The sequence below is a fragment of the Streptomyces sp. NPDC060184 genome, assembly GCF_042728795.1.
Classification (GTDB): Bacteria; Actinomycetota; Actinomycetes; order Streptomycetales; family Streptomycetaceae; genus Streptomyces.
The window spans coordinates 52,767-76,261 of sequence record NZ_JBHWYX010000043.1 but is presented as its reverse complement, the minus strand read 5'-3'; the positions used below and the strand labels follow the sequence as shown (position 1 = coordinate 76,261).

Annotated in this window: 24 protein-coding genes; 12 read left to right on the top strand and 12 right to left on the bottom strand. The window is 71.5% G+C overall.

The annotated features are described in order from the left end of the window. Nucleotides 1–169: 169 nt before the first annotated feature. Nucleotides 170–916 (top strand): hypothetical protein, encoded by a 747-nt coding sequence (locus ACFWEE_RS25500; protein ID WP_386892444.1) that lies wholly within the window; start codon nucleotides 170–172, stop codon nucleotides 914–916. A gap of 294 nt (nucleotides 917–1,210) precedes the next feature. Here the strand turns inward: ACFWEE_RS25500 and ACFWEE_RS25495 are convergent, their stop codons facing one another. From ACFWEE_RS25495 to ACFWEE_RS25475, 5 genes are all read right to left on the bottom strand, one after another. After that, nucleotides 1,211–2,074, bottom strand: a complete 864-nt coding sequence (locus ACFWEE_RS25495) for an amino acid ABC transporter permease (protein WP_386892442.1) — start codon at nucleotides 2,072–2,074, stop codon at nucleotides 1,211–1,213. Next, nucleotides 2,071–2,715, bottom strand: coding sequence for an amino acid ABC transporter permease (locus ACFWEE_RS25490; protein WP_386892440.1), 645 nt, complete (start codon nucleotides 2,713–2,715; stop codon nucleotides 2,071–2,073). The genes ACFWEE_RS25495 and ACFWEE_RS25490 overlap by 4 nt, the downstream gene beginning before the upstream one ends. 13 nt (nucleotides 2,716–2,728) lie before the next feature. Next, a complete protein-coding gene (locus ACFWEE_RS25485; protein WP_386892438.1) occupies nucleotides 2,729–3,664 on the bottom strand; it encodes a glutamate ABC transporter substrate-binding protein in 936 nt (311 codons plus the stop codon). Between the two features lie 14 nt (nucleotides 3,665–3,678). Continuing rightward, the gene (locus ACFWEE_RS25480; RefSeq protein WP_386892436.1) at nucleotides 3,679–4,422 is read right to left on the bottom strand and encodes an amino acid ABC transporter ATP-binding protein; all 744 of its coding nucleotides are present in this window, start codon (nucleotides 4,420–4,422) and stop codon (nucleotides 3,679–3,681) included. Nucleotides 4,423–4,731: 309 nt separating this feature from the next. Further along, nucleotides 4,732–5,172, bottom strand: a complete 441-nt coding sequence (locus ACFWEE_RS25475) for a DUF6278 family protein (RefSeq protein WP_386892434.1) — start codon at nucleotides 5,170–5,172, stop codon at nucleotides 4,732–4,734. A gap of 109 nt (nucleotides 5,173–5,281) precedes the next feature. Between ACFWEE_RS25475 and ACFWEE_RS25470 the strand changes: the two genes are divergently transcribed. Further along, nucleotides 5,282–6,061 (top strand): SDR family NAD(P)-dependent oxidoreductase, encoded by a 780-nt coding sequence (locus tag ACFWEE_RS25470; protein WP_386892433.1) that lies wholly within the window; start codon nucleotides 5,282–5,284, stop codon nucleotides 6,059–6,061. Nucleotides 6,062–6,173: 112 nt separating this feature from the next. On the opposite strand, the gene ACFWEE_RS25465 is transcribed toward ACFWEE_RS25470, so the two are convergent. The 6 genes from ACFWEE_RS25465 to ACFWEE_RS25440 all read right to left on the bottom strand — a co-directional run bounded on the left by ACFWEE_RS25465 (nucleotide 6,174) and on the right by ACFWEE_RS25440 (nucleotide 12,707). Beyond that, nucleotides 6,174–6,923 (bottom strand): Clp protease N-terminal domain-containing protein, encoded by a 750-nt coding sequence (locus ACFWEE_RS25465; protein WP_386892432.1) that lies wholly within the window; start codon nucleotides 6,921–6,923, stop codon nucleotides 6,174–6,176. Between the two features lie 138 nt (nucleotides 6,924–7,061). After that, the gene (locus ACFWEE_RS25460; RefSeq protein ID WP_386892430.1) at nucleotides 7,062–7,841 is read right to left on the bottom strand and encodes an exodeoxyribonuclease III; all 780 of its coding nucleotides are present in this window, start codon (nucleotides 7,839–7,841) and stop codon (nucleotides 7,062–7,064) included. Nucleotides 7,842–7,905: 64 nt separating this feature from the next. Continuing rightward, nucleotides 7,906–8,553 carry an MBL fold metallo-hydrolase gene (locus ACFWEE_RS25455; protein WP_386892428.1) on the bottom strand — a complete coding sequence of 216 codons (648 nt, stop codon included), beginning with the start codon at nucleotides 8,551–8,553 and terminating at the stop codon, nucleotides 7,906–7,908. Nucleotides 8,554–8,566: 13 nt separating this feature from the next. Beyond that, nucleotides 8,567–9,889, bottom strand: coding sequence for an alpha/beta fold hydrolase (locus ACFWEE_RS25450; protein WP_386892426.1), 1,323 nt, complete (start codon nucleotides 9,887–9,889; stop codon nucleotides 8,567–8,569). A 388-nt stretch (nucleotides 9,890–10,277) separates the two neighbouring features. Further along, entirely contained in the window at nucleotides 10,278–11,504 is a 1,227-nt protein-coding gene (locus tag ACFWEE_RS25445) for an acyl-CoA dehydrogenase family protein (protein WP_386892424.1), read from the bottom strand. Between the two features lie 18 nt (nucleotides 11,505–11,522). Next, nucleotides 11,523–12,707, bottom strand: a complete 1,185-nt coding sequence (locus ACFWEE_RS25440; RefSeq protein WP_386892423.1) for an acyl-CoA dehydrogenase family protein — start codon at nucleotides 12,705–12,707, stop codon at nucleotides 11,523–11,525. Nucleotides 12,708–13,110: 403 nt separating this feature from the next. Here ACFWEE_RS25440 and ACFWEE_RS25435 point away from each other — a divergent pair, with 403 nt between their 5' ends. The 10 genes from ACFWEE_RS25435 to ACFWEE_RS25390 all read left to right on the top strand — a co-directional run bounded on the left by ACFWEE_RS25435 (nucleotide 13,111) and on the right by ACFWEE_RS25390 (nucleotide 23,063). Further along, the gene (locus ACFWEE_RS25435) at nucleotides 13,111–14,265 is read left to right on the top strand and encodes an isopropylmalate synthase (RefSeq protein ID WP_386892422.1); all 1,155 of its coding nucleotides are present in this window, start codon (nucleotides 13,111–13,113) and stop codon (nucleotides 14,263–14,265) included. Between the two features lie 71 nt (nucleotides 14,266–14,336). Next, nucleotides 14,337–14,522, top strand: coding sequence for a lysine biosynthesis protein LysW (locus ACFWEE_RS25430; protein WP_386892421.1), 186 nt, complete (start codon nucleotides 14,337–14,339; stop codon nucleotides 14,520–14,522). A gap of 1 nt (nucleotide 14,523) precedes the next feature. Beyond that, nucleotides 14,524–15,375: a RimK family alpha-L-glutamate ligase gene (locus tag ACFWEE_RS25425; protein ID WP_386892419.1), complete on the top strand. Its 852-nt coding sequence runs from the start codon at nucleotides 14,524–14,526 to the stop codon at nucleotides 15,373–15,375. Further along, nucleotides 15,372–16,430 (top strand): N-acetyl-gamma-glutamyl-phosphate reductase, encoded by a 1,059-nt coding sequence (argC, locus tag ACFWEE_RS25420; RefSeq protein ID WP_386892418.1) that lies wholly within the window; start codon nucleotides 15,372–15,374, stop codon nucleotides 16,428–16,430. Before ACFWEE_RS25425 ends, argC begins: the two co-directional genes overlap by 4 nt. Then, nucleotides 16,427–17,224 (top strand): acetylglutamate kinase, encoded by a 798-nt coding sequence (locus tag ACFWEE_RS25415; protein WP_386892416.1) that lies wholly within the window; start codon nucleotides 16,427–16,429, stop codon nucleotides 17,222–17,224. Before argC ends, ACFWEE_RS25415 begins: the two co-directional genes overlap by 4 nt. Nucleotides 17,225–17,233: 9 nt before the next feature. After that, nucleotides 17,234–17,797 (top strand): type 1 glutamine amidotransferase, encoded by a 564-nt coding sequence (locus ACFWEE_RS25410; RefSeq protein ID WP_386892415.1) that lies wholly within the window; start codon nucleotides 17,234–17,236, stop codon nucleotides 17,795–17,797. 57 nt (nucleotides 17,798–17,854) lie between these two features. After that, a complete protein-coding gene (locus ACFWEE_RS25405) occupies nucleotides 17,855–18,973 on the top strand; it encodes a Glu/Leu/Phe/Val dehydrogenase dimerization domain-containing protein (RefSeq protein ID WP_386892413.1) in 1,119 nt (372 codons plus the stop codon). Further along, on the top strand, nucleotides 18,970–20,661 hold the full coding sequence (locus ACFWEE_RS25400; RefSeq protein ID WP_386892411.1) for an AMP-binding protein: 1,692 nt from the start codon (nucleotides 18,970–18,972) through the stop codon (nucleotides 20,659–20,661). Before ACFWEE_RS25405 ends, ACFWEE_RS25400 begins: the two co-directional genes overlap by 4 nt. 41 nt (nucleotides 20,662–20,702) lie before the next feature. Next, entirely contained in the window at nucleotides 20,703–22,040 is a 1,338-nt protein-coding gene (locus tag ACFWEE_RS25395; RefSeq protein ID WP_386892410.1) for a pyridoxal phosphate-dependent aminotransferase, read from the top strand. Nucleotides 22,041–22,121: 81 nt separating this feature from the next. Then, a complete protein-coding gene (locus tag ACFWEE_RS25390; protein WP_386892408.1) occupies nucleotides 22,122–23,063 on the top strand; it encodes a fumarylacetoacetate (FAA) hydrolase in 942 nt (313 codons plus the stop codon). On the opposite strand, the gene ACFWEE_RS25385 is transcribed toward ACFWEE_RS25390, so the two are convergent. Further along, nucleotides 23,027–23,452, bottom strand: coding sequence for a MerR family transcriptional regulator (locus ACFWEE_RS25385; protein WP_386892449.1), 426 nt, complete (start codon nucleotides 23,450–23,452; stop codon nucleotides 23,027–23,029). The genes ACFWEE_RS25390 and ACFWEE_RS25385 overlap by 37 nt on opposite strands. Nucleotides 23,453–23,495: the final 43 nt, after the last annotated feature.

The following is a 23,495-nucleotide window of genomic DNA, read 5'->3' as shown; positions in this document are numbered from 1 at the left end:
CCCGTAGCCGCCGAGGCGAGCTCCGCCGGTCCCGCCTCGGCGGGACCGGCGCTGTCGTGCCCCCGCCCCGGGCGCCGTGGTCCCGTCCCCGGCGCCGCCGACCCCGGCCCGGCCGGATCGCCGGGACCGCCTCGAACAGGTACCCGGATGCCCGCTACTATCCCCGGCCATGACCGACGACGTACGCAACATCGTGCTGGGCGTCATGGCCGCAGGGATAAGCGCCGCTCTCGGCTGGCTCTCGCGCACCTACCTCTGGCGCCGCAAACTCCGCCGCAAGCAAGCCTTCTTCGGGCTTCCGGCCAACTCCGAATGCCTGCTCGTCGTCAACCGGGACCCGGGGACGGACGGCGCGGTGCACCGCCACGACGTCTTCGCCCTGCTGGAGCTTTCGGCGATGATCAAGGAGTGCGGGGCGCACGCGCAGATCCTCTCCCACGACACGGCGCGCCAGGGCTTCGGCGAGCGCACGGAGTACTGCGTCGGCGGGCCGGGCTCCAACCGGCGCATGGCCGCCCACCTCCAGTCGCTGCTGCCCGGCGTGCGGGTGAACACCGACCGCGAACCGGGCCCGGACCGCGCCTCCTTCCGCATCGGGACGGAGTACTACCCGGTGGAGCACGGCGCCCTGGAACACGTGCTGCTGGCCCGTCTGACCATCGGTCGCGAAGCGCGTCCGGTGTTCCTCCTCTGCGGCCAGCGTGCGATCACCAACCAGGCGGCGGCCCGCCATCTCGTCCGCAACTACGAGAAGTTGACGCGCACCTACCGCGACTCGACCTTCTGCCTGCTGCTGAAGGTCGTCAACTCCGAGGCGTACGGCCCCGACATGGTGGAGGTGATCGCGGACGTGACACGCGCCGCACGGACCCCCCTCCCGGCGGCGGCCCCGGCTGCCGCGGAAACCACCGACTGAGTGTCGGGCCGGTACCGCTGCCCTGCGGCTTCCCGAGGAACCGCATCGCCGACGCGAGAACGGCGAACGGGCCTTCGTCGTGCATCCCCACGACGACGGCCCGTTCTCCGTCAACGGCACCTTCCGGTACTTCGGTTGGGCAACGCCCCCTCTGCCTTCCGGCGGGTCACCGGCGTACAGCTGACCTTCTTCCCGTACGGGGCGGCCGGGAAATGACTTTCCGGGCCCGCGCGCGGGAGGTGATCTCCGGCTGCTGGCCGGCCAGGGTGTCCGAGCTCGGTCCGCCGGACACCGTCAGGGCAACAGGGGTCCTGGTCCGGCCGGGGAAACCTCCACGGCCTCCGTCTTCGGGTTGCGGCGCTGGCGCTTGGCCATCCAGGTGGCGAACCACGAGAGGAGCATGCACATCCCGATGTAGATGGGGGAGATCACCATCACGACCGGGATGAACGGCAGGTCGTAGTCGAGGTTCGAGGCGATGAGCTTCCCCGCGTGGAGGAACTCCTCGTAGGTGATCAGGTAGCCCAGCGAGGTGTCCTTCAACGCCACCACGAGCTGGCTGATGATGGTCGGCATCATGGCGCGCACCGCCTGGGGCGCGAGTACGGAGGCCGTGACCTGCGTCTTGCGCATCCCCAGCGCGTACGCGGCCTCCCGCTGCCCGCGCTCCACGGAGTTGATGCCGGTACGGAACACCTCGGCGAGCACCGACCCGTTGTAGAGGGTCAGTCCGGCCACCAGGGCGGGCAGCGGCTGGACCTTCAGGGCCACGAAGATGAAGAAGATCATCACCAGCACGGGCATGGCCCGGAAGAACTCGACCAGCACGGTGGCGATCCAGCGGACCGGGCGGTGCACGGAGAGCCGTCCGACGGCAAGCACCGCGCCGAGCGCCAGCGAGAGGACCGCCGCGTACGCGAACGCCTTGAGGGTGTTGCCCAGTCCCCGCAGCAGCAGCTCCTGGATTCCCTTGTAGGTGAAGGGATTCCACTTGGCGGCGGTGAACTGGCCCGTATCGAAGAGGAGATAGACGACCCATCCGAAGAGGGCGGCGACCACGACCGTGGCGGCGATCCCGTAGAGGAGGTGCCGTTTGCGGGCCTCGGGGCCGGGGATGTCGTAGAGGGCGGTGGCGGCGGGCAGGGCGTGGGTGGTCATCGGGCCACCCCCCAGCGCTTCTCCAGCACGGTGAAGAGCGCGCTGATGGCCAGGGTGATGATCAGGTAGCCGACGGCGATCCAGACGAAGGTCCAGATGATGCTGTAGCCCAGCTCGTTGAGGGTCTTGTAGGTGCCCAGCAGCTCGGTGACGCTGAACGCCCCCGCGATCGCCGAGTTCTTGGCCAGCGCGATGAGCGTCGAGCCGACCGGCGGGATCACCGAGCGGAACGCCTGCGGCAGCACCACCGTGTTGAGGGTCTGCCCGAAGGACATGCCGAGACTGCGGGCGGCCTCCCCCTGGCCGGTCGGCACGGTGTTGATGCCGGAGCGCAGCACCTCGCAGATGAAGGCCGAGGTGTAGCAGCCGAGCGCCAGCACGGCGAAGACGTTGAACGGCAGTACGAGGCCGAAGCGCGGCAGTCCGAGGAGGACGGCGAAGAAGAGCAGGGTGAGCGGGGTGTTGCGGAGCACCGTCACCCAGACGGTGCCGACGAGCCGGAGCGAGCCGACCGGGGCGACCCGGAACGACGCCATGACGAAGCCGAGCGCGAGGGCCAGGAGCGAGGCGAAGACGGTGAGTTCGAGGGTGCCGAGGAACCCTTTGCCGTAGAGCGAGAAGTTCTCTGTCAGTACGTCCATGATGGCCGGTCCCTCAGTTCGCCGGGTAGCGGTCGATGGGCGGCGGCGTCGGCGCGGGTACGCCGGACAGCCCCAGCGTCGCTTCGAACGCCTTCTTCCAGTTGCCGTTCTTCTCGTTCTCCTCCAGCGCGTCGTTGATGGCGGCCCGCAGCGCGTTGTCGCTGCGCGGTACGCCGATGCCGTACGGCTCCTCGGAGAAGGGCTTGCCGACGACCTTCATCTCGTCCGGCGCCTTCGCCGCGAAGCCCAGCAGGATCGCGTCGTCCGTGGTGACGACGTCGACCTGGTAGGTCAGCAGATTGTCGACGCAGACGGAGTACGTGTCGTAGGCGACCAGGTCCGCATCGGGGTAGTCGGCGGCGATCCGCTGGTAGGGGGTGGAGCCCGCGGCCGAGCAGACCGTCTTGCCCGCCAGGTCCTGCGGGCCGTGGATGTCGTTCTCGTCGGTGCGCACCAGCAGTCCCTGTCCGGCCATGAAGTACGGGCCGGCGAAACCGACGAGCTTCTTGCGCATGGCGTTGATGGTGTAGGTACCGACGTAGTAGTCGATCTGGCCGTTCTGCAGAGCGGTCTCGCGGTTGGCGGAGGCGATGGTCTTGAACTGGATCTCCTTCGGACCGAAGCCGAGATAGGCCGCCACCATCGTGGCGATCTCGATGTCGAATCCGGAGTAGACCCCGGTGGCCGGGTCCTTCTCGCCGAGGTAGGGCTGGTCCTCCTTGGCGCCGATCACCAGGCGGCCCCGCCGCTCGGCCCGGTTCCAGGTCTTCGAGGCGGGGAGCCGGAAGCCGGTGTTCACCGTGTAGTGGGGCAGCGCGTCGGCCTTGGGTCCCTTGACCGGCGGGCTGCCCTCCTTGCCGCACCCGGCGGCGAGCACCGTCAGCAGCAGACCGGCCAGGAGTGCGGTGATCTGCTTCGTACGCGCTTGGGTACGCGATGTCGTACGCAATGCGGAGCCTCCCGTCAGTGCTTGAGGATCTTGGACAGGAAGTCCTTGGCGCGGTCGCTCTCGGGGGCGGTGAAGAACTCCTCCGGGGTGCGGTCCTCGACGATGCGGCCGTCGGCCATGAACACCACGCGGTTCGCGGCGGACCGGGCGAATCCCATCTCGTGGGTGACGACGACCATCGTCATGCCGTCGCGCGCCAGCTGCTGCATGACCTCCAGCACCTCGTTGATCATCTCCGGGTCGAGCGCCGAGGTCGGCTCGTCGAAGAGGAGGGCCTTGGGGTCCATGGCCAGGGCGCGGGCGATGGCCACGCGCTGCTGCTGCCCCCCGGAGAGCTGCGCGGGGAACTTGTCGGCGTGCGCGGCGAGCCCCACACGCTCCAGCAGCTCCCGGGAGCGGGCGTCGGCCTCCGGCTTCTTGCGCTTGCGCACCTTCATCTGCGCGAGGGAGACGTTGGCCAGCACGGTCTTGTGCGCGAACAGGTTGAACGACTGGAAGACCATGCCGACTTCGGCCCTGAGCTGCGCCAGCCCCTTGCCCTCCTCGGGGAGCGGCTTCCCGTCGATCGCGATCCGGCCCGACTCGATCGTCTCCAGCCGGTTGATGGCACGGCAGAGCGTGGACTTCCCGGAGCCGGAGGGGCCGATGACCACCACCACCTCCCCGCGGCCGACGGTGAGATTGATGTCCCGCAGTACGTGCAACTCTCCGAAGTGCTTGTTGACGTCCCGCAGGTCGATCAACGGATCGACGGCCATACGCTGCCCTGCCCATGTGTCGCTGTGTGTCGGCTCAGCGGAAACTATCCGCATGGATGAGGGACTTCGCGTCCGACACGCAATCAGGGCAAAAGGCTGTTTATCTAAGGGCTGTCCCGCACTTCGCGGTGGATCGGTGCGCGGCGTCAGAAGCGGTGCGCCGCAAGCCGGAGGGGCGTCCGCGTACGGAATGCGCGCGGACGTTCCCGACGACGCGGCGAGGTGCCGTGTCTGTCGTCGCGCACCCACCAGGAAGGGCGGGACAACCCCCCGGTGGTGTCCGGACCGGGGTCGGACACCACCGGGGTGTCACTCCTCGGCCGCCTCCGCGTACACCTGGGAGAGTTCCGGACTGCCGTAGACGGCCCAGTCCAGACCGGCCCCGACGACGTCGACCTCCCGGCCGGAGGCCAGCCGCACGACGGGCTGCCCGTTGGGCCAGACGTCCCACCGGGCGCCGGGGACGGTCCGCACGAGCACGGTGCCGAGGTAGAGGCCCGCGTCGTTCCCGAACCAGGGCGCCTCCTCGGGATCGTCGCGCCAGCGCGGCGGCAGTTGGTCGAGTGCGGTCAACGACGCGGGGGTGTCGTCCAGTTCGAGCCCGTCGTCCCCCGCGCGGACACGCAGCAGTTCGCACTCGGCGAGGACTTCCGCCAGCCCGGCGGGGTCGGTCGCGGCGGTCTCCGCCAGCGTCGCCGTGCGCGTATCACCTTGACGCTTGCGCCAGTTGTCCAAGAAAGGGATGTTCACCCCACAAGGGTCGCACCTTTGTCCCGCCGTACGCCACAGGGCGCGCGCCGCCCTCGCGGGCGTGGTACCCGGCTCCGGCGGAGCGCCTGCCGGACCATAGGCTGCCGGGATGGACACACAGAACTATCTCTCCGGGCTCTTCTCCCTGGAGGGCCGCAGCGCCCTCGTCACCGGCGGCAGCTCCGGCATCGGCCGGGCGATCACGGAAGCCCTCGCCCGCTCGGGCGCGGACGTCACCGTCGTGGCCCGTCGCGAGTCCGAACTGAAGGCGACCGTCGACGGGTTGACCGAGGAGGGCTGCCGCGCCGGCTGGGTGAGCGCGGACCTCGCCACGACCGACGGGGTCCGGCAGGCGGCCGACGCCGTGGTCGCACGGGCCGGGGAGCCGGACATCGTGGTGAACTGCGCGGGGATCAACCTTCGCCCGCCGATGGGCGAGCTGGACGAGGACGTCTGGGACACCACGATGGCCATCAACCTCAAGGCCCCCTACCTGCTCGGCGAGCGGTTCGGCCCGGGGATGGCGGAGCGCGGGTACGGACGGCTGATCCACATCAGCTCGCAGCAGGCACACCGGGCCTTCGTGAACAGCGGGGCGTACGGGGTCTCCAAGGGCGGTCTGGAGTCGCTCGCCCGGTCGCAGGCCGAGGCGTGGTCGCCACACGGGGTCACCGTGAACACCCTGGTCCCCGGGTTCGTGATGACCCCGCTGAACGCCCGGCTCTCCTCCGACCCGGAGAAGGTGGCCGCGCTGGCCGCCCGCACGATGGTGGGGCGCAACGGCCTGGCCGAGGACTTCGCCGCCGCCGCGGTGTTCCTGGCCGGTCCCGGCTCGGCGTACGTGACCGGGCAGTCGCTCTTCGTGGACGGCGGGCTCTCGGTCCACTGACGCCCCTCACCCGGCTCGGCTCCGGGGGGTGACCGGCGCGCACGGACACCCCGCGGCCCGGCGGCCCGGCGGCCAGGCGGCCCGGCGGTCAGGCGGTCAGGCGATCAGGCGGTCAGGCGCCGGATCGGCCGTCTGCCGCCCCGGCGGCGGCCTCGACCAGCGCCTCGGCGGCTGCGGACGCCGCCCCCTTGTCGATCCCGAGGCCGGTGAGCACCCCGCCGCCGCCCTCGTGCTCCAGAAGTGCCAGCAGGATGTGCTCGGTTCCCACGTGGGGGTGGCCGAGTCGCAGGGACTCGCGGTAGGCGAGTTCGAGGACCTTGCGGGAAGCCGCGTCGTACGGGATGAGCTGGGGAACCTCGTCGGCGGCGGGCGGCAGAGCGGCGAGGGCGGCGGCGCGCACGGCTTCCGGGAGGATCCCCTGAGCCGCGATCACCTGTGCGCCGACGCTCCCGGTGTCGGCGACGAGGCCCAGCACCAGGTGCGCGGGGACGACCTCGGCGCTCGCCGCGAGACGGGCCTCGTTGTGGGCGGTGACCGCCACGTTCCGGGCGCGCGTGGTGAAGCGCGCGAACCCGTCCTTGGGGTCCGGCTCGGCGGACTCTTCGGGCTTCTTCGGCACGAAGCGCTTCTGCGCCGCCTGCCGGGTCACCCCCATGCTCCTGCCGATGTCGGTCCAGGAGGCGCCCGAGCGGCGGGCCTGGTCGACGAAGTGGCCGATGAGGTGGTCGGCGATGTCGCCGAGGTGGTCGGCCGCGACGACCGCGCCGGTGAGCTGTTCGAGGGCGTCGGTGTGGGTCTTCTTGATGGCCTCGATGAGGTCGTCGAGGCGCACGGGAGGGTTGACTGCTGCCGGTTCCGTCATGTGTCAACCGTAAGTTGACACTCACGGGAGTGTCAACCTTCGGTTGTCAGTTGTCGTCCGTCCTTCCGGGGGCGGTGGCGGTCCGGCTCATGGGAGCTGCGGCGGCCGTCGTGCTCCGCGGGGCGGTGGCCGTCCGGGTCAGAACTCCAGGTCCACCACGACCGGTGCGTGGTCCGACGCGCCCTTGCCCTTGCGCGCCTCGCGGTCGACGTAGGCGTCCTTCACGGCGGCGGTGAACGGGGCGTTGCCGTAGGCGAGATCGATCCGCATGCCCTTGTTCTTGGGGAAGCGGAGCTCGCGGTAGTCCCAGAAGGTGTACGGGTGGTCGTACTTCAGGGGGCGCGGCACGACGTCGCTCAGCCCCTCCTCGCGCAGTGCGGCGAGGGCGTCCCGCTCGGCGGGGGTGACGTGCGTGGCGCCCTCGAAGACCGCCGGGTCCCACACGTCCTCGTCGGTGGGCGCGACGTTGTAGTCGCCGAGCACGGCGAAGGGCCGGGCCGCCGACGCGTCGGCGGCGACGGCGCTCCGCAACGCCTCCAGCCAGCGCAGCTTGTACGCGTAGTGCTCGTGCGCGACCTCACGGCCGTTGGGAACGTAGACCGACCAGAGCCGGACGGGGCCGCAGGTCGCGGAGATCGCCCGGGGCTCTTCCGTACCGTCGTAGGCGGGGCCTCCCGGGAGGCCCGCGACCACGTCGTCCAGACCCACCCGGGAGATCAGCGCCACGCCGTTCCACCGGCCGGTGGCGTTCACCGCGGAGGCGTACCCCAGCTCCCGCAGCTCGTCGGCGGGGAACTGCTCGGCCGTGCACTTGGTCTCCTGGACGCACAGCACGTCGGTGCCGGTGCTCTCCAGCCAGGCCAGCAGCCTCGGCAGGCGGGCGGTGATCGAGTTGACGTTCCACGTGGCGATGCGCATGGAACCCAACCTAACCGGTACCACCGACAGTCGCGGCCCTGAGCCCCGCCGCCCGGTCCGGCCTTCAGAACCCCGTGTGCTCCCCGGGCTCCATCCGGCGGTGGTCGCTGCCGCCGAGCGCCCCGATCTGCATGTCGTAGATCGGCCGGGCCAGGTCGGTGAGCAGGGCGTCGTGGATGTCGATGGCCCGGCGCGGCCGGACCTCCCGCACGTAGTCGATGACCTCCGAGATCTTGTTCCACGGGGCCATCACCGGCAGCATCAGGGTGTCGACCGGCTGCCCGGGGACGGTGAGCGCGTCGCCCGGGTGGAAGACCGAACCGTCCACGAGGTAACCGACGTTGGTGATGCGCGGGATGTCAGGGTGGATCACCGCGTGCAGCTCGCCGTGGACCTGGACGTCGAACCCGGCGGCGCGGAAGGTGTCACCGTGGCCGACGGTGTGCACCCGCCCGGGGAAGGCCGGCGCCAACTGGTCGGCGACACTGCGCAACGTCCAGATCTCCGCCGCCGGGTTCGCCTCCATGGCGGCCCGCAGCCGGTCCTCGTTGAAGTGGTCCGGGTGCTCGTGGGTCACCAGGATGGCGTCGGCGCCGACCGCGTCGTCCTCCCCGGAGAAACCGCCCGGATCGATGACGAGAGCCTGCCCGTCCTTGTCCAGGCGGACGCAGGAGTGCCGCTTCTTGGTGAGTGTGAGAGGCGATGCGTTCATGGTGTCCATCCTGCTACGCGGGCGGTGTCGTTTCTTCCTGAATCACGGACTGGGCCACGGCGAACGCGGCCCCGGCGGCGGGAATTCCGCAGTACACGGCGGTCTGGAGCAGCACCTCCTTGATCTCGGCGGGCGTCAGACCGTTGCGCAGCGCCGCCCGCAGATGCGCGGCGAGGCCTTCCAGCCGTCCGGACGCGATCAGCGCCGTGAGCGTGACGCAGCTGCGGGTCCGGCGGTCGAGGCCCTCACGGCTCCAGACCTCGCCCCACGCGTAGCGGGTGACGAGGTCCTCGTACGCCTCGGTGAACGGGTCGGCGGCGGCGTCGGCCCGGTCCACGTGGGCGTCGCCGAGGACTTCCCGGCGGACCTTCGTGCCGAGCGCGTGGCGGTCCGTACGCTCCCCGTCGTCCTCCGCGCGCGGGGCCGGTGGGGCGATCTCCGCGACGGGTGCGTAGGGGGCGGAGAGCGGCGGGACGGCGGCGGGGGGCGCCAGGGGCACCGGAACGGCGCCGAGGGTGTCCTGCCAGGTGGTGGAGAAGTGGGTGAACAGCAGGTCCATCACGGCGGCCGGCTGCTCGACGGGTGCGAGGTGCGACGCCCCGGGCACCAGGGCGAGCCGGGCGTCGGGGATCCCCGCGACCAGGGTGCGCGCCTCGGCCGGCCCGGTGACCCGGTCCTCGGCACCGACGACGACGAGCGTCGGCACACCGATGCGGCCCAGTTCCCCGCGGATGTCGAAGGCCGCGAGCGCCTCGCAGGCGGCGATGTAGCACCCGGGGTCGGTGGTGCGCACCATCTGCACGGCCCACTCGACGATGGCGCTCTGCGCGGCGGCGAAGCCGGGCGTGAACCAGTGCTCGGGGGCGCTGCGGGCGATGGGCTCCAGGCCGTTCGTACGGACGATCACACCACGCCGGCGGAACTCGTCGGCGCTGCCGAATCTGGGCGAGGCCGCGACGAGCGCGAGCGAGGCCACCCGGTGGGGGTGGCGCAGCGCGAGGTCGGCGCCGACCGCCCCACCGATGGAGCACCCCGCGTAGCCGAAGCGCTGGACGCCGAGGGAGTCGAGGGTGGCGATCAGCCGGTCCCCGAGTTCGGCGACGGAGACCGCGGGCCGGGCGGGAGCGCCGCCGTGGCCCGGCAGGTCGTAGCGGAGTACCCGGTAGTGCTGGGAGAGGTCCGGTATCTGGCGGTCCCACATGTGCCAGGTGGTGCCCAGGGAGGGTCCGATCACCAGGACCGGGGCGTCTTCCGGGCCGTCGAAGCGGTATTGCAGGGTGTTCGTTGGTGTCTCGCTCACCCGCCCGACCCTCTCATCTCCCGCAAGCGTCCCCATGACTGGGGGCACCGATGCGCTGATCCGACAGGTGGAATCAGCTGTTCGACGCGCGTGAGGCCACCCGTGGCGTCCGTACGGTGGACAGCGTGACGCCCGGGGAAGAGGCGGTCGTGCGGAAAGCCGCACGGGACGGGCGCCGCGCGCGCTCCGGCCTCGCCACCGTGCGGTCGGGAGAACGCCGCGCGGTCCGGCATCGCCGGACCCGGGACGCCGGGCCCCGGGGCGGCTGAGCGGCGGGTCGGCCGGTCCTCCTCGCGGTGGGCACCGCGTCGCGGGCGACGCGTGCGCTGTGGCCGGCGGGTGTCCCGGGTCCCGTCTCCTCGGACCCGGGACACCCCGTGCCTGTGCCTACCGCGGTGTGCTCACGGCTTCGAGGGCGCCACCGTCAGACGGCCGCCGCCAGCCGCCGGTTGTGGAAGCCGTCGAGTCCGGCGGGGTGCTGCCTCAGACCGGCCGGGGTCAGCCAGTCGAAGGCGTCGTGCACCGCGGGTCCCAGGCCAAGCCCCTCGGTGATCTGCTCCCGCAGGCGGTTGGAGGTGAAGGCGCCGATCACGTTCATCTGCGCGTCCCTGTAGTGGCGTTCGACCTCGTGGCCGGCGGTCACTCCGAAGGCCCCGTGGATCTGCACCGCGCGTCCCGCCACCTGGACGGCCATCTCGGTGGAGTACACCTTCAGCATGCCGATCAGCTGCCGGGCGGACCTGCCTGCCGCGCGTTCTTCGGCGGCGCGGCGGGCGAGTATCCAGCCGGCGTCGATCTGCGCGCGGGACTCGGCCAGTTGGGCCTGTACGCCCTCCATGTGTGCCAGGGAGCGGCCGAACGAGACCCGCTCGTGGGCGTGACGGACCGAGGCGGACAGTGCGGACTCGGCGGTGGCGAGGGCGGCGACCGACACGAGGAGCCATCCCCAGGTCATCCCCTCGGCGAGTTCGTCGAACGGGACGGGGACGACGTCCTCCTGGGCGACCGGCACGTCGGAGAGGACGAGGCCGCCCCAGGGCATGCCCCGCAGCCCCATGTGCGCCGTCTCGTAGCGGTGGACGCCCGGCTGATGCAGATCGACGAAGGCCAGGCACCACTCGGGGCCGGTGTCGCCGCTCTGCCGTTCCCTGCGGGACAGCGCCACGGCCACGTCGGCGGTGGGCGCGTTCGTGATGCGGGACTTCTCCCCCCGGATGACGAACCCGCCCGCGGACCCCCCGTCGGGGCGCACGGTGGTGCGGTACGTGCCGGCGTCGCTGCCCGCCGCCGGCTCCACGATGGCGAAGCAGGCCGTCTTCGCGCCCGACAGCAGGGACCGGAGCAGCTTCTCGTGGTGGCGGAGGTCGCCGTAGGTGGAGACGAGTTTGGCGCAGAGCAGTGCGGACACGGTCGCCGACCAGTAGGTGCCGGAGCACGCGCGGGCGAGTGCCTGCATCGCGTCGATCTGGGCGGCTCCACCGGCGCCGGTCCCGCCGTGCTCCGGCGGGTGGAAGAGGCGCAGGTATCCGCTGTCGACGATCTCCCTCCAGTTCTCGGGGGGTATGTGGCCCGTGGCGTCGGTCTCCGAGGCGCGCGCGGTGATGCCGGGAAAGCTCAGCGCGGTGCGGTAGGGGTTGTGTTCGGTGTTCATCGCGATGACTCCTCGTTCCTAGCCGATGCCGAGCAGGTGGGCGGCGATGACGGGGTGGAGGACCGCGGGCCCGCCGCCCGCCTCCGAGAAGAACAGGGCGTCCCGGAAGGCGCGTTCGGCCAGGCGGTCGCCGGTGGGGGTGAGCGGACCGGTGAGGCGGGCAGCCGCCTCGGTGACCACGCGGGCGGAGGATGCGACGAACAGCCGTGCCGCCGCGGCCTGCGGGAGGGTCGGCCGGCCGCCGGCGTCGAACAGGCCGGCGGTGCGGCGGAGCAGCCCTTCGGCCAGTTCGCTCCGTGTGGCGAGGTCGGCCAGCGCGAATCTCGTGCTCTGGGAATGGGCCAGGGGGCGGCCGAAGAGGGACCGGTCGCGGGACGCGCCGATGGCGTCCCGTGCCAGTGCGCGCATGACGCCGAGCCACGGGGCGCTGGTGAAGACCCAGTCGAGGACGGCCAGCAGGGGTTCCACTTCGGCGGACGCCTCGCCGACGGTGCCCAGGACGGCGTCGCCGGGGACGAGGCAGTCGTCCAGGACCAGCCGGCCCCAGGGGCAGGTGCGCATGGCCGCGGGGGCGCCGTCGTGGAGCAGCAGCCCCGGTGTCGTGCGGTCCACGACGAACGTGGTCCTGCCGCCGTTCTCGTGTGCGGCGACGACGAGGAAGTGGTGGGCGTGCGGGGCGCCCGCGACAAGGTCGAGTTCGCCGGTGAGGACCCAGCCGTCCGGGCCGGACGTGCTGCGTCGCGCGGTGACCGCGGGGGCCACAGAGGCGCCTTGCGTCTGGTGGAGGGAGAGTGCGCCGAACCACTCCCCCGAGGCCATGCGGGGCAGGTACCGCTCGCGTTGCGCCGGGGTGCCGAAGGCCCGCAGCGGCACCGTCACCAGGACCGCGTGGACGGTGACCGCGAGGGCGAGTCCGGGGTCCCGGGAGCCTTCGGCGAGACCTTCGAGGAGTTCGCAGGTGTCGGCGGCGGACAGTCCGCGACCGCCCAGGGCCCGTGGGACCAGAGGTCCCAGGAGGCCGCCGCCGTGATGTTCGCCGGCGAGGCGGGTGAAGAGGGCCGCGTCCCACCGGCGTTCGTCGTCGCGGGCCGCGGTGGTGGGCCACGCGACGCGGCCGGCGAGTTCGCGGCTCTCGTCGAGAGTCGAGGTCCCGGCCGTGGCGTCGTCGACACGAAGGGCGGCCGGGGATTGCAAGAGCGCCATCAGATCTCCCCTGTTCTTCGCTCGGCCGCGCGACCCGGACTTTCAGAGTTCCTGTTTCGTCGCCCGTCGTCGCGCCGCCGAGAAATAGTGGGAACAACATGCCGAATGCATGCGCTTCGCACACTCTAGCGAGAAATTCCCGTCGGGCGGCGGGCACCCTTTCACAACGCGTCCGAAAGTTGTCCTACGTCAGCGGGGATGACGTGACATGACGGTTCCTGACCTCGTTCTGACATCCAAGCCGTTGTCTGGCGCCCCATGTGCCAGCAGGATGTAGCTCAGCGCTCCGCACCCGACCCCACTGCTCCGAAGGGCGTGCCGGAGATCTTGCAGGCCCCGTTTCAGGATCAGTGCGGAGCCGGTCGGGAAATCAATTCGGAAAACACCGAGAGAGAGGAATGCCATGCCTTTCGATACCGGAGAGGAAAGCCTTCCGGGGCTTCCCCGCATATCCGACGCGACCCTACGGGACTCGGCGCACATGGCCGGGGTCGAATTCGGTCCCAAGGATGCCGCGGCCATCGCACAACGGCTGGTGAAGACCGGTGTCGAGCTGGTCGAGGTGGGCATGGTGTCCGGCCCGGACTCCAAGGACGCCGATCTCGTCCTCGCCACCCACGAGGCCGTCGGACCGGAGCGCAGCATGACGCTCGTCGTCGTACGGGACCGGCGGCAGGTCGCCCAGGCCCTGGACGAGGCGGAGCGGCTCGGTGTGCGCCACATCATGTACTCCATCCCCACCTCCGAACAGCACGCGCAGCTGAAACTGGACTCGCCGAGCCTCAAGTTCCTCCAGGTGCTGGCCGGTTCGGCGATCTCGCAGGCCAAGGAGCGTGGCTTCCACGTGACTTTCAGCGGCGAGGACGGCGCCCGCACTCCCAAGGAGCGGCTCGTCCCGTACGTGACCTCGGGGTTCGAGGCCGGCGCCGACCGGTTCCGCCTGGCGGAGACCGTCGCCTGTCTGTCGCCCTGGCGGATGCAGTCCGTGATCGGCGACCTGACCGCCATCGACGGTTCCGAGATCGAGATCCACTCGCACAACATGCTGGGGATGGCGGTGGCCAACTCCCTCGCCGCCGTCCGGGCCGGTGCCCAGTGGGTTTCCGCGACCGTCGGGGGGATCGGCGAGCGTGGCGGCAACGCCCCGCTGGCCGAACTCCTCACCTCCTTGCGGGTGATGCACGGTGACACCCGCTTCGACCTGACGCAGCTGACGGAGCTCTCGCGTCTGGCGCTGAAGGGTGCCGGTCTGGGCGACGCCTTCCAGTCGGGCCCGACCGCCCCGCACGCCTTCGCGTACGAACTGCCCGGCCAGCTCAGCTTCCCCGAGGCGTACGAGACGTTGCCCGCGGAACTCGTCGGCAACCGGCGTGAGTTGCGGGTCCGCACCCGGCTGACGACGGCTCTGGTCGCCTGGGCGCTCGAAGGGTCCGGCGTCCGGACCGATGTGGACGCCTTCACCGCGTGGCTGAGCGAGCGCCAGGCCGACGCCGGCGGCCCGCTGCTGGACCGGGACGCCGTCCGCAAGGCAGCCGTCGACTTCCAGGCCGTCGCCTGACAGACCTCCCGCGGGCCTCCGGGCCCCGGCCCCCTGTTTTTCCGTTCCCTCCTTCGACATTGGAGTCATCCATGAGCACCGCAACCCTGACCGGCACCTGCCCCGAGTGCGAGACCGACCTGACCGTTCCACCGCTCGTGCAGGGCGAGACGCTGTCCTGCCCCGAGTGCATGCTGACCCTGCGGGTCGAGGACATCGAGGACGGCGTCCTGACCCTGCAGATGGTGGAGGTCAAGCTCCGCGACTGGGGCCAGTGAGATGGCCGGCAGCATCGCCGTCGTCGCGGACCGGATCGGCTGGGAGGAACGCCGGCTGATCGAGGCGGCCCCCGAGTCCGGCCTGCGGATCGACTGGGTCAACGACGAGTCCCTCTGCCTGGGCGCGGCGCACGCCGTCTCCTCCCTGGAGGGGTACGACGCGCTCCTGATCCGCAGCCGCAGTTACACCCGCGGCGGGCTGATCGCCACCATGGCCGAGGCGAACGGGCTCAGGGTCCTCAACTCGGCCGCCTCCATCCACGCCTGCGAGAACAAGCTCGTGCTGCGCGCCGTGCTGCGCGCGGCCGGGATACCCGTCCCCGACTTCCGCCTCGCCCTGTCCCGCAAGGACTTCGAGCGGGCGTTGACGGAACTGGGCACGCCCGTGGTGCTCAAACCCGTGTACGGGGGGATGGGCAAGCGCGTCACCCTGGTGCGCGACACCGACCTCGCGCACTCCGTGTACGACTACGTCGAGGACCTCGGACACGCCTTCGAGCAGGCTTGCCTGGTCGAGCCGTACCTGGGAGGCGGGTCGGTCCGCTGCCTGGTCGTCGGCCGGGAGATCGTGGCTGCCGCCGAGTTCGAGAGCGCGGGCACCGACTGGCGCAGCAACGCGGCACTGGGCAACCGGAGCCGGTCCCTGACCGACGACCCCGATGTCCGCAAGACGGTCGAGGGAGTCGTGGACCGTCTGGGCGCCGGCATCTACGGGGTGGACCTCTTCAGGACCGCGGCGGGCCCCGTCGTCAACGAGGTCAACCACGCCCCCGCATGGCGGGGCGTGGCGTCCACGACGAGCACGGACATCTCGTCGGCCGTGCTCGGATATCTGCGGGAGACAGTCGGATGATACGTGTGGGAATCGTCGGTGCCTCTGGGCTGGCCGGAGGTGAACTCATCCGGTTGGTCAGCCAGCACCCCGATCTCGAACTGACCTTCCTGGGCGGGAGTTCCAGCGCGGGCCGGCGCCCGGCGGAGCTCCACCCCGGGCTCCGTCTCGACCTCGGTCTCGTCGTCGAGCCGGTGGAGGCGGACCGGGTGGCCGAACGGTGCGACGTGGTGTTCCTCGCCACGCCCGCGCCGGTGTCCGCCCGGCTCGCCGCGGAGCTCGCCGATCGTGTGGCGTGCGTGATCGACCTCAGCGGTGCCTTCCGCATCAGCGGCCGGGACCTGCACGAGCGCTGGTACCCGAAGGCCGAACGCTCCGAGGAGCTGGCCGCGCGCTTCGTGTACGGCGTGCCGGAGCTCGTCGGCGACGCGCTCGAGGGCGCCGCGCTGATCTCCGTACCCGGCTGCTACGCGACGGCCATCACGCTCGGGCTGGCGCCCCTCACCCTCGGGCTGGGTCTGCGCCTGAAGACCGTCGTCGTGGATGGGAAGAGCGGTTCCAGCGGTGGGGGTCTGCAGCTGCGGACCGCGGACCTGCACCCCCTGCGCAACGGTGCCATCGCCCCGTACGCCCCGACCGGTCATCGTCACGCCGCCGAGGTCGCCGAGTTCCTCGGCAGGCACGGGCCGGGCGGGATCGACTCGCTGAGCATGTCGGCCTACGGCGTCTCGCACGTGCGCGGGCTGCTCGTCAGCTGCTACGTGTTCACCGACGACGAGGTGGACCTGCGGGAGCTGCAGAGGGCGTACGCCCGGTTCTACCGGGGCCGTTCCTTCGTCCGGGTGCGCCGGAACGACGAGACGCTGATCCCCGTGCCCGACCCCCAGGCGGCGCTGGGGTCCAACTACTGCGACGTGACCGTCCTGCACGATCCGGACGGTGGTCGCATCGTCGTCCTGGCGGCGCTGGACAACCTGGTCAAGGGTGCGGCGGGCCAGGCCGTGCAGGCGCTCAACCTGCGGTTCGGGCTGCCCGAGAGGACGGGGCTGACGATGCAGCCCCTGATGCCGGCATGAGCGCGGACACGACGTCGCCCGTCGTGGTCAAGCTCGGCGGGAGCTGCCTGGAGGACCTCGGCGGCGGGTGGTGGGACGATCTCGCCCGGCACGCCGAGCGCCGCCCGCTGGTCCTGGTGCACGGCTGGTCCAAGCCCCTCAAGAGGCTCCGCCCGCACTACGCGGAGTCCTCGGCGGTCCTTCGCGACCGGTACGGCAACCAGAGCCGGTGGACCACGCCGGAGGTCATCGCGGACATCAGGACCGTCAGCGCGCAGCTCGCCGACGACGTCTTCGGACGGCTGGAGCGCCGTGGCATCACGGCGGAACGGCTGGTGGGCAGCGACGGCCTGGTCAGCGCCGGGGAGGGCGAGCGCTGGTGGTGGCGGGAGAAGCAGCTCGTCGAGCTCGACAACCTGGTCGGGCCGATCACCGGGGTGGACCCGGCGCACCTGAAGAACCTGGTGCCCGGCCACGCCTGCCTGGTCACCCCGCTGGCGCGGAACGCGGCGGGCCAGGAGGTCAACACCGACGCCGACCGAGCCGCCGCAGCGGTGGCCGGGGCGATCGGTGCGGCCGACCTCGTCCTGGTCACCGATGTCACGCACCTGCTGATCGACGACCGGCCGGTGCACCGGATCACCGCCGCGGCTGCGGCCGAGTTCCGGGACAAGGGCGCTACGGGCGGTATGCGCAAGAAGCTCCGGGCCGCGGAGGAGGCGCTGGATCGGGGGGCGGGACGAGTCGTCATCGGCAGCGCGCCCCTCTCCGACCTCCTCGCGGCACGCACCGGCACCCTCATCACGCGAGATTAGAGGACCCCTGTGACGAAATCCCGAGTACTCGTGGTCAACAACGGAACCCTCTCGCTGAAGCAGCTGCGCAAGCGCTTCGAGGACCTGGGCTCGGACACGGACGCCGTGGACGCTGCCTCCGTGCCCGCCCGTCTCGACGGCCGGTACCAGGCGATCGCGCTGAGCGGCACGAAGGTGCGGGCCTACGACAGTGATTACTACAGACCGCTGATCGACCTGGTCATGAACAGTGACGTTCCGGTCCTCGGGATCTGCGGAGGCATGCAGATCCTGGCCGTCGCGGCCGGCGGCAGCCTCGTGGAGGGCCCGCAGCGGGTGGGCGGGTACGAGGTGCGGATCGACGAGGAGGAGCCGCTCTTCTCCTACGTCAAGCCCACGGTGACGGTCTTCCACCGTCACACCCTCTACCTGCGGGAGGCCCCGCCGGGCTTCCGCTCCATCGGCCGCTCCGAACACGCCCCCGTGGAGTTCCTGCGCTCCGACGACGGCCGGATCCTCGGTTCCCAGGCGCATCTGGAGTTCCGGCCCGACGGCCTGGAGATCATGCGCGGCTTCGCCCAGCTCTACCGGTGAGCGCCCCGTGCGCGTGACCGGACCTCTCAGCTCCCCACACATCGGAAGGACGTATCCATGAATGCTCCTGAAGGAACGCAGGCCCCCGCGTTCGTCACCCGTTTGCACGGCAGCGGCGGCAGCCTCAAGGGATGGGTCGTCGTCGACTCGCTGGTCGACGGGCTCGCGATGGGCGGCACCCGGATGACCGCCGGCGTGACCGAGGAGGAGGTGGCCGGGCTGGCCCGCGACATGACCGACAAGTTCACCCTGGCGGGCCTGCGCATCGGTGGCGCCAAGGCCGGCATCGTCGCCGACGGCTCGGACCGCGAGGAGACCTTCCGCACGTTCGGCCGCACCGTCAAGCCGCTGCTGCACGGCGGCATCCACCTCGGCATCGACATGGGGGTCACCCCCGCCGACCGGGCCGTCTTCTTCGCCGAGGCGGGCTACGACCCCCGCTTCCGGGCGGGCGCGCCCGACATGCCCATCGACTGGCGGACCTACTACGAGCCCCTGATCGACGCCACCGGGCACGGTGTGGGGGTCGCCGCGGTCACTGCCCTGGAGGCACGCGGCCACCAGGGTCCGGCGCGCGTCGTGATCCAGGGCTTCGGCGCGGTGGGCCGGGCCGTCGCCCGTTTCCTGGAGGCGCGCGGGCACGTCGTCGTGGGTGTCGCCGACGTACAGGGCACCATCAGCGCGGACCGTCTCCCGGTGGCCGCCCTGGTCGCCGCGACGGACGAGTTCGGGCGCATCGACCGCTCCGGCCTGCCGCAGGACGTCACCCTGTCCGAAGGGCCGGACGCCTGGCTCGACGTCGACGCCGACCTCCTGGTCCTCGCCGCCCAGAAGCACGCGCTCACCGCGGAGAACACCCCCCGGCTCCGGGCCGGTGTGGTGGTCGAGGGGGCGAACCTCGCGTCGAACGGCGCCGCCAAGGAGAAGGCCGCGGGCTCCGGGATCACCCTGGTCCCGGGCGTCATCGCCAACATCGGCGGGGCGGCCTCCGCGGCGCTGGCCGTCACCCGGGTCGTCCCCTTCGACCTCGCGGCGGACGCGCGCAAGGAGTGGGTCTTCGACTGGGTCGGCGACCGGGTGCGGCAGAACACGGTGGACCTGCTGGAGATCGCGGCGGGCCGGGCGGGCGACCCGCTCCCGGAGCTGCTCGCGGCCCGACGGGCGGCCCTGCGGTGACCGGGGAGCACGGGGCCACGTCCCCCGGTCCGGCCGTCGCGACGTCCGACGAGAACGCCGCGGAGTACCGCAGACGCGGGTGGTGGCGCGAGGAGACGTTCCTCGACGACCTGCGCCGCCAGGCGCGGGAGCGGCCTCACAAGCTGGCCGTCGCCGGCCGCCGGCTGCACGAGGCGCGCACCGACAGCCTCGACTACTCCGAACTCGCCCGGCTGACGGAGCGCTTCGCGGGTGCGCTGCTCGAACTCGGAGTGGAGCCGGGTGACTTCGTCGCGGTCCAGCTGCCCAACCGCTGGGAAATCGTGCCGTTGATGTTCGCCTGCATCCGGGTGGGAGCGGTCATCTGCCCCATCGCGCCGGTGTGCCGGGAGAACGACCTGCGCCACCGCCTCTCGCTGACCGGGGCGAAGGTCTGCGTCACCGTCGACGAGTGGGAGGGTTACCCCCTCGCGAAGACGCTCATCGCGCTGAAGGGCGAACTGGCCCTCGAACACGTCGTCGTGGTCGGTGGGCACGCCCCCGAGCAGGCCGTGGACTTCCACGACCACTTCGTCGCCGAGCCGTGGGAGCGGGTGCGTACGCGGGAGCTGGCCGGCCGTGAACTCAAGCCCGACGATCCCTTCGTGGTGCTCTTCACCTCGGGCACCACGGGCGACTCCAAGGGGGTGCTGCACAGCCAGAACACCATCCACTCGGCGGTGCGCGGCTACGTGGACACCTTCCTGCTGCGCGACGACCTCGTCGCCGCGCTGACCACGCCCCTGATCCACTACTCGGGCTTCGGCCAGGGCATCCTCGCCGGGGTCATGCTGGGCGGCACCGTCGTCTTCCAGGACATCCAGGACAACAGCCTCCTGCCCGACCTGATCGAGCGGTACGGGGCGACGCTCCTGTACGGGCCGCCGCCGACCCTCACCGAGGTCGCCGAGTCCCAGCGCGTCGACCCGCGGAACGTGTCGTCGCTGCGGCACGTCGTCACCGGTGCCGCGCCCGTCCTCCAGCAACTGGTGGACGAGTTGCGGCAGACCTTCGGCGCCCAGACGTACTCGGTCTGGGGGATGTCGGAGTTCGGCCCGGTCACCATCACGCGGCTGGACTACAACCAGGACTGGGCGGCGCACAGCCACGGGCGTCCGATCGACTCCATGGAGATCCGCATCGACGCCTGCCACGATCCGGACAAGCGTGCCCCGGTGGGCCGGCTGCGGGTGCGCGGCGCGTCCCGGGCGCTCGGCTACTACAAGCGGGCCGACGCGTTCGACGCCGAAATGAACGCGGAGGGCTGGTTCGACACCGGCGACGTGGCCCGCGAGGACGGGCGCGGCGGCATCCGGCTGCTGGGGCGGGCGAAGGACGCCATCCTGCGTGACGGGATCGTCGTCCCGATGGCCGAACTCGAGGCCATCATCGCCCGGCACCCCAAGGTGACCGAGGCTGCCGTGGTCGGCCCCGCCGGCCGCCTGGACGACCTGATCCTGGCGGTGGTCGTACCGAGGGGCGACGCTCCGCCCTCCCTGGAGGAGATCCGCGCCCATCTGGCGGACGCCGGCCAGGACGCGCGGTTCCTCCCCGACCGGCTGGAGGTGCTCGCGGCCCTGCCCAAGACGCTCACCGGCAAGGTCCGGAAGATCGAACTGCGGGAGCGGTACGCCGACCACGAGCCGGTCCCGGCCGGCGCCGCACGGTAGGACAACCGGTCCGCAATTCCCCCTCGCCCGAAGGAGAGAGCATGTCTGATCGCGCGCCGGTGGCCATGTCGGCCACCCTCGCCGCCGACGAGGAGCTGACGCGCCGCCGGGCGGCCGGGGAGCAGGTCCTGTCCCTGGCCGGCGGTGAGATCGGCCTGCCCGTCCTGCCGGTCCTGGCGGAGCGGCTCGCCGCGGCGGCGGGCCGCAACGCCTACGGTCCGGTGACCGGGGACCGGGCGATGCGGGCCGCGGCGGCCGGGTACTGGGGCCGCCGCGGTCTGCCGACCGACCCCGACCTGGTGGTCTGCGGGCCCGGGAGCAAGCCGCTGCTGTTCGCGCTGATGCTGGCGATCGGCGGTGACGTGGTGGTGCCGGTGCCGAGCTGGGTGAGTTACGGGGCGCAGGCGGCGCTGGCCGGGGGGCGGGCCCTGCCGGTGGCCGTCCGCCCCGGTGAGGGCGGGGTGCCCGATCCCGACGCGCTGGTCCGGGCCGTGGCGCGGGCGCGGGCCGCCGGCCGGGACCCGCGGTGCGTGGTGGTCACCCTGCCCGACAACCCGAGCGGCACGGTCGCCCCGGCGGCCACCGTGCGCCGGCTGGCCGAGGCCGCCCGGGAGCTGGACCTGGTCGTCGTCTCCGACGAGATCTACTGCGACCTGGTCTTCGACCCCGCCGACCGGGCGGTCTCCCCGGCGGTCTTCGCACCGGAGAGGACAGTGGTGACCACCGGGCTCACCAAGAACCTGGCCCTCGGCGGGTGGCGGACGGGCGTCGCCCGCCTGCCCGACAGCGACCTCGGACGCAGGCTGCACGCGGGACTGGCCGGCGTCGCCAGCCAGATCTGGTCGAGCACCGTGGCCCCCGTGCAGACGGCCGCGGCCTACGCCTTCGAGGAGCCGCCCGAGGTCGTCGCCCGCGTCGCCGCGAGCCTGCGGCTGCACGAGGTCGTCGTCCGCGCGGTGGCCCGGCAGTTCGTCGCCGCCGGCGCCGAGCTGCAGCCGGTGCGGGCCACCTGCTACCTCTACCCCGACTTCGAACCCCTGCGGCAGCGTCTGGCCCGCGTGCACGCTGTGCGGGGCAGCGAAGAACTGGCCCGGCTGCTCTCGCGCCGGTACGGGGTGGGGGTGCTGCCCGCCACGGCCTTCGGCGAACCCGAGGGTCCGCTGCGGATCCGGGCCGCCACCGGCCGGCTGTACGGCGAGAGCGACGCCGAACGCGACATCGCGCTGACCGCCGCCGCCCCGTTGAGCCTGCCGTGGATCAGTGCCTCTCTCGACCGCGTCGCCGAAGTCCTCGGCGACCTCTCCGGCCGCCCCGTACCGGACGCGGCTGCCCTGGGTGGTGTCCGGCGAATCGGGGCCGGACACCAAACGGCCCACTGAACGCGCCGTCCGGCGCGTTCCCCCGACACGGTCCCGCGCGGACGCCGGGTCCGAACGACTTTCTGGAGGTCAGCGACAGCCATGTCCGTCATCTTCGAGTGCGAGTACAAAGGCCGGCGGTACGCGGGGCTGGGCATGCCCGCGGACGGAGTCCACGAGTTGTACGCGGTGGAGGAGGGGCAGTTGCGAGACGCCCTCCTCGCCGGGTCCGGCCCGGCGGACGTCGCGAAGGCCCTCGGGGCCGGCGGGGAGACCCTGTCGGTCGCCGTGGGAGATTCCGAACTGCGTTTTCTGCCGCCCCTGTTGCCCACGTCGACGAACAACTCACTGATCAACGGCTTCATGGGGACCCACCGTTCCAAGTTCGACCGCGCCCCGGAACCCGACGAGGTGTTCGCCGCGCCGAACTACTACATCAAGGGCTTCGGGTCCTGGCTGCGCATGCCGGACGAGCCCCTCGTCACCCCGGCCGATCCCGTCTGGCTGCTGGAGGAGCCGGAGGTCGTGCTGGTCTACGTCAACGACGAGGAGGGGACCCCGCACTACGCGGGCTACACGTTCGGCAACGACCTCAACGACATCGGCCTCCACCTGGAGAAGCCGTGGGCGTGGACCCCGTACGCCAAGCTGTGCGAGACCTCCATCACCCCCTGGCTCTTCCTGGAGGACCCCCCGGAGACGGTGACCGGCCGGGTCGTCATCGAGCGCGACGGGGCCGAGGCGTGGGAAGGGCCGTTCTCCTGCGGCGCGGACTCCATCTTCCAGCGGTTCGGCGACATGGTGCAGTACCTGTTCTCCTACCCGGCGCTCCGCCGACCGGGCCTGGTCAACTACCTGTTCCTGGGAGCGGACAAGGCCACCTACCACGACGGTTTCCGGATCGAGGACGGTGACCGGATGGTGATCGACGTGACCAGCCACGGGGTCTCGCTGCCCAACGTCGTCCGCTTCGGCCCCCAGGCCCCCTCGGCCGTCCGCTTCGGCCCTCAGGCCGCCTCGGTCACCGAATCCGCTCTCCTGTAGCGGACCGCCGGCACCCCGGCGGAGGGCAGCTGGTCCCGGCGCACCACCTCCAGGTAGCCCACGATGGCCTCGTGGCTGCGGAGCAGGCACCGGATGCGGTGCGCCATGCTGTCGCGTTCGCGCTCCAGGGTGGCGATCGTCTCGGCCGTGGCGCCGGAGATGTGGATGGCCGCGGGGTCATCGATGCAGGGGAGGACCTGCTTGATGATCCGCGTGGGCAAGCCGGAATCGAGCAGGCCCCTGATCTGCAGGACCCGGTCCACGCACCCCTCGGCGTAGTCCCGGTACCCGTTCGACGCCCGCCCGGGCACCAGCAGTCCCTGTTCCTCGTAGTACCGCAGCATTCGGCGCGGCGTTCCCGTGCGCTCCGAGAGCTCACCGATCCGCATCTGGATCCACCCCGTTCCCCGTCCACTTGACATTCACATCAGT

Bases quoted from the DNA above. Each gene is read 5' to 3' on its own strand.
- ACFWEE_RS25395 (WP_386892410.1), top strand. From the start codon at position 20,703: ATGTCTGATCGCGCGCCGGTGGCCATGTCGGCCACCCTCGCCGCCGAC.
- ACFWEE_RS25430 (WP_386892421.1), top strand. From the start codon at position 14,337: ATGAGCACCGCAACCCTGACCGGCACCTGCCCCGAGTGCGAGACCGAC.
- ACFWEE_RS25405 (WP_386892413.1), top strand. From the start codon at position 17,855: ATGAATGCTCCTGAAGGAACGCAGGCCCCCGCGTTCGTCACCCGTTTG.
- ACFWEE_RS25385 (WP_386892449.1), bottom strand. From the start codon at position 23,452: ATGCGGATCGGTGAGCTCTCGGAGCGCACGGGAACGCCGCGCCGAATG.
- ACFWEE_RS25465 (WP_386892432.1), bottom strand. From the start codon at position 6,923: ATGACGGAACCGGCAGCAGTCAACCCTCCCGTGCGCCTCGACGACCTC.
- ACFWEE_RS25440 (WP_386892423.1), bottom strand. From the start codon at position 12,707: ATGGCGCTCTTGCAATCCCCGGCCGCCCTTCGTGTCGACGACGCCACG.
- ACFWEE_RS25445 (WP_386892424.1), bottom strand. From the start codon at position 11,504: ATGAACACCGAACACAACCCCTACCGCACCGCGCTGAGCTTTCCCGGC.
- ACFWEE_RS25435 (WP_386892422.1), top strand. From the start codon at position 13,111: ATGCCTTTCGATACCGGAGAGGAAAGCCTTCCGGGGCTTCCCCGCATA.
- ACFWEE_RS25455 (WP_386892428.1), bottom strand. From the start codon at position 8,553: ATGAACGCATCGCCTCTCACACTCACCAAGAAGCGGCACTCCTGCGTC.
- ACFWEE_RS25495 (WP_386892442.1), bottom strand. From the start codon at position 2,074: ATGACCACCCACGCCCTGCCCGCCGCCACCGCCCTCTACGACATCCCC.
- ACFWEE_RS25450 (WP_386892426.1), bottom strand. From the start codon at position 9,889: ATGGGGACGCTTGCGGGAGATGAGAGGGTCGGGCGGGTGAGCGAGACA.
- argC (WP_386892418.1), top strand. From the start codon at position 15,372: ATGATACGTGTGGGAATCGTCGGTGCCTCTGGGCTGGCCGGAGGTGAA.
- ACFWEE_RS25470 (WP_386892433.1), top strand. From the start codon at position 5,282: ATGGACACACAGAACTATCTCTCCGGGCTCTTCTCCCTGGAGGGCCGC.
- ACFWEE_RS25460 (WP_386892430.1), bottom strand. From the start codon at position 7,841: ATGCGCATCGCCACGTGGAACGTCAACTCGATCACCGCCCGCCTGCCG.
- ACFWEE_RS25500 (WP_386892444.1), top strand. From the start codon at position 170: ATGACCGACGACGTACGCAACATCGTGCTGGGCGTCATGGCCGCAGGG.
- ACFWEE_RS25390 (WP_386892408.1), top strand. From the start codon at position 22,122: ATGTCCGTCATCTTCGAGTGCGAGTACAAAGGCCGGCGGTACGCGGGG.
- ACFWEE_RS25415 (WP_386892416.1), top strand. From the start codon at position 16,427: ATGAGCGCGGACACGACGTCGCCCGTCGTGGTCAAGCTCGGCGGGAGC.
- ACFWEE_RS25425 (WP_386892419.1), top strand. From the start codon at position 14,524: ATGGCCGGCAGCATCGCCGTCGTCGCGGACCGGATCGGCTGGGAGGAA.
- ACFWEE_RS25490 (WP_386892440.1), bottom strand. From the start codon at position 2,715: ATGGACGTACTGACAGAGAACTTCTCGCTCTACGGCAAAGGGTTCCTC.
- ACFWEE_RS25480 (WP_386892436.1), bottom strand. From the start codon at position 4,422: ATGGCCGTCGATCCGTTGATCGACCTGCGGGACGTCAACAAGCACTTC.